The organism is Brevundimonas sp., from assembly GCF_036402095.1.
In the GTDB taxonomy this organism is placed as follows: Bacteria; Pseudomonadota; Alphaproteobacteria; order Caulobacterales; family Caulobacteraceae; genus Brevundimonas.
This window is the reverse complement of record NZ_DASWTO010000054.1, coordinates 1-2,639: the sequence shown is the minus strand read 5'-3', so window position 1 is coordinate 2,639 and position 2,639 is coordinate 1. Positions and strand designations below refer to the sequence as shown.

At 69.8% G+C, this 2,639-nt stretch carries 4 protein-coding genes; all 4 read right to left on the bottom strand.

Features of this window, described 5'->3' with window-relative positions; genetic code table 11:
- Nucleotides 1-1,059: FAD-binding protein (locus VGD32_RS04235; RefSeq protein ID WP_331030657.1), on the bottom strand; the 1,059-nt coding region annotated here is incomplete at its 3' end.
- Nucleotides 1,060-1,063: 4 nt separating this feature from the next.
- Nucleotides 1,064-1,471, bottom strand: a complete 408-nt coding sequence (sdhD, locus tag VGD32_RS04230) for a succinate dehydrogenase, hydrophobic membrane anchor protein (RefSeq protein ID WP_331030656.1) — start codon at nt 1,469-1,471, stop codon at nt 1,064-1,066.
- Entirely contained in the window at nt 1,468-1,941 is a 474-nt protein-coding gene (sdhC, locus tag VGD32_RS04225) for a succinate dehydrogenase, cytochrome b556 subunit (RefSeq protein ID WP_331030655.1), read from the bottom strand. The genes sdhD and sdhC overlap by 4 nt, the downstream gene beginning before the upstream one ends.
- Before the next feature lie 143 nt (nt 1,942-2,084).
- Nucleotides 2,085-2,513 carry an HIT domain-containing protein gene (locus VGD32_RS04220; RefSeq protein ID WP_331030654.1) on the bottom strand — a complete coding sequence of 143 codons (429 nt, stop codon included), beginning with the start codon at nt 2,511-2,513 and terminating at the stop codon, nt 2,085-2,087.
- Between the last annotated feature and the right edge of the window lie 126 nt (nt 2,514-2,639).

The window sequence follows — 2,639 nt, the reverse complement described above, 5'->3', positions numbered from 1 at the left end:
CGTCGGCAGCACCGGGATCGGCTGTTTGGTGACGTCGACGCCGGCGAAGATCTTGGCCGATTCCGAGATGCCGGGCAGGCGCTCGTGCAGGATCTTCGGATCGAGGTGGTCGAGGTGCAGGTGGATGTGGTCCTTGTTCGGGCCCACGCCGCGGCCTTCGCGGATCTCGATGGTCATGGAGCGCGAAACCATGTCGCGCGGGGCCAGGTCCTTCACGGTCGGCGCATAGCGCTCCATGAAGCGCTCGCCCTCGGAGTTGGTCAGATAGCCGCCCTCGCCCCGGGCGCCCTCGGTGATCAGGCAGCCGGCGCCGTAGATGCCGGTCGGGTGGAACTGGACGAATTCCATGTCCTGCAGCGGCAGGCCGGCGCGCAGCACCATGGCGTTGCCGTCGCCGGTGCAGGTGTGGGCCGAGGTGGCCGAGAAATAGGCGCGGCCGTAACCGCCGGTGGCGAGGATGACCATCTTGGCGCGGAAGCGGTGCAGCTGACCGGTGTCGAGCTGGAGCGCGGTCAGGCCGGTGCACGCTCCGTCCTGCATGATCAGGTCGAGGGCGAAATATTCGACGAAGAACTTCACTTCCCGCCGGACCGACTGGCCGTACAGGGTGTGCAGGATGGCGTGGCCGGTGCGGTCGGCGGCGGCGCAGGTGCGCTGCACCGGGCCCTCGCCGAAGTTCCGCGTCATGCCGCCGAAGGCGCGCTGGTAGATCTTGCCCTCATCCGTGCGGCTGAAGGGCACGCCCCAGTGCTCGAGCTCGTAGACGGCCTTGGGCGCGTTGCGCACCAGGTATTCGATGGCGTCCTGGTCGCCCAGCCAGTCCGACCCCTTGACGGTGTCGTACATGTGCCACTGCCAGCTGTCCTCGCCCATGTTGCCGAGGCTGGCCGAGATGCCGCCCTGGGCCGCCACGGTGTGGCTCCGTGTGGGGAAGACCTTGGTCACGCAGGCGACCTTCAGACCCTGCTGGGCCGCGCCAAGGGCCGCGCGCAGGCCGGAGCCGCCCGCGCCGACGACGACGACGTCGTATTCGTGATCGACGAATTCGTAAGCAGCCACGCGATCAGGCTCCGAAACCAGCCGGCAGCGGGGCCGAACCCAGCGCCAGCCGCACGATGAAGAAGACGCCCGCCGCGGCGAGGACGACGCACAGCAGGCCGATCAGGCCGACGAGCGTGTTCCGCGACACGGGCTTGTGGATGTAGTCGTCGACGATGACCTTCAGGCCCATGTTCATGTGCCAGACGCTGACCAGCAGGGTCACGGCCAGCAGGCTCGCGTTGACCGGCGAGCGGAACCACGCGAGCGCCCCCTCGTAGCCGGCGCCGGACAGGGCCCAGCCGCTCCACAGCCCCCACAGGGTCAGCGGGACGAGAATGAGCGACGACAGCCGCTCCTGCATCCATTCGCCGGCGCCGTGGCGCTCGGACACCTTCACGCCCTTGATGTAGCTCTTCGTTCCGAGGCTCAAAGCGACACCCTCCCGGTCATGAACAGCCCGGCCCAGAAGGCGACCGAGACGACGACGCCGAACACGATCGAGCCGGTGGCCAGGGCGTTGGCGGACTTCGGCGTCAGCCCCTCGCCCGCGTCCCAGATCAGGTGACGGACGCCGGCGGCGAGATGGTAGGCGAGGCACAGGGTCAGGCCGAACCAGATCAGCAGGCCGAGCGGCGAGCCCATCCAGCCGGTGAAGGTCGCGTAGGCTCCGGGTCCGAAGGCCAGCGCCAGGAGCCACAGGACCACCAGAACGGCGCCGCCGGACAGGGCGCCGCCCGTGATCCGGTGCAGGATCGATCCCAGCATGGTGACGTGCCAGCGCCAGATCTGCAGATGGGGCGAGAGCGGACGGACGCGGCCGTTGGGCTGGCGCACGAACCGGCCGGTCTGGTCTTCCGTCGGGTCGTTGGAGGCGTCGCCCGGCAAGGGGGAGGTCGACATATGCGAATGGTTCTCAGAAACCTGAGCGAAATCAGCCGCTCGAAATCGGGTGATCAGGCTTTAGTCCAGCGGCGCCGCAAGGGTCAACGAAGGACCGGCGGACGCGTCAACAGGCCCCGGTCGGCGAGCGACGGCGGTGACGCTCACCCGGCCTGATGGACCCGGATGCGCGACGCCGCCTCCTGCAGCGCCTGGGCCCCGTAGGGGACGGGCGGGCCGCGCCCCCAGACGGGATCGGGCCAGAGTTCGTCGTCGTGGCGGCGCCCGACCACATGCACGTGCAGCTGCGCCGTGACATTGCCGAGCGCGGCGACGTTGAGCTTCTGCACCGGGCGCAGGGCCGCCTCGCCCAGCATCCGCACCACCTCGCCGGCGCGGACCACCTCGTCCATCAGCAGGGCCCGCCCGGCCGCGCCGAGGTCCTCGATCTCGTGCAGGCCGGCGCGGCGCGGGATCAGGATCAGCCACGGGAAGCGGGCGTCGTCCTGCAGCCGGACCTGGCACAGCGCCCAGTCGCAGACCACGACCGAACCGGGATCGAAGGCGGGGTCGGCTTTGAACGGAGGCGTCATGCCCCCTCGGTCGCGCGGCAGGCCGGCCGCGTCAACCGGGGCGGTTCGATCAGTTCAGCGCATAGACGACGCAGGCGCGGTCGGTCAGTTCGCGCAGCGGCGGCTGCAGGGCGAGGCGCGCGGACT

Bases quoted from the DNA above. Each gene is read 5' to 3' on its own strand.
- sdhC (WP_331030655.1), bottom strand. From the start codon at position 1,941: ATGTCGACCTCCCCCTTGCCGGGCGACGCCTCCAACGACCCGACGGAA.
- VGD32_RS04220 (WP_331030654.1), bottom strand. From the start codon at position 2,513: ATGACGCCTCCGTTCAAAGCCGACCCCGCCTTCGATCCCGGTTCGGTC.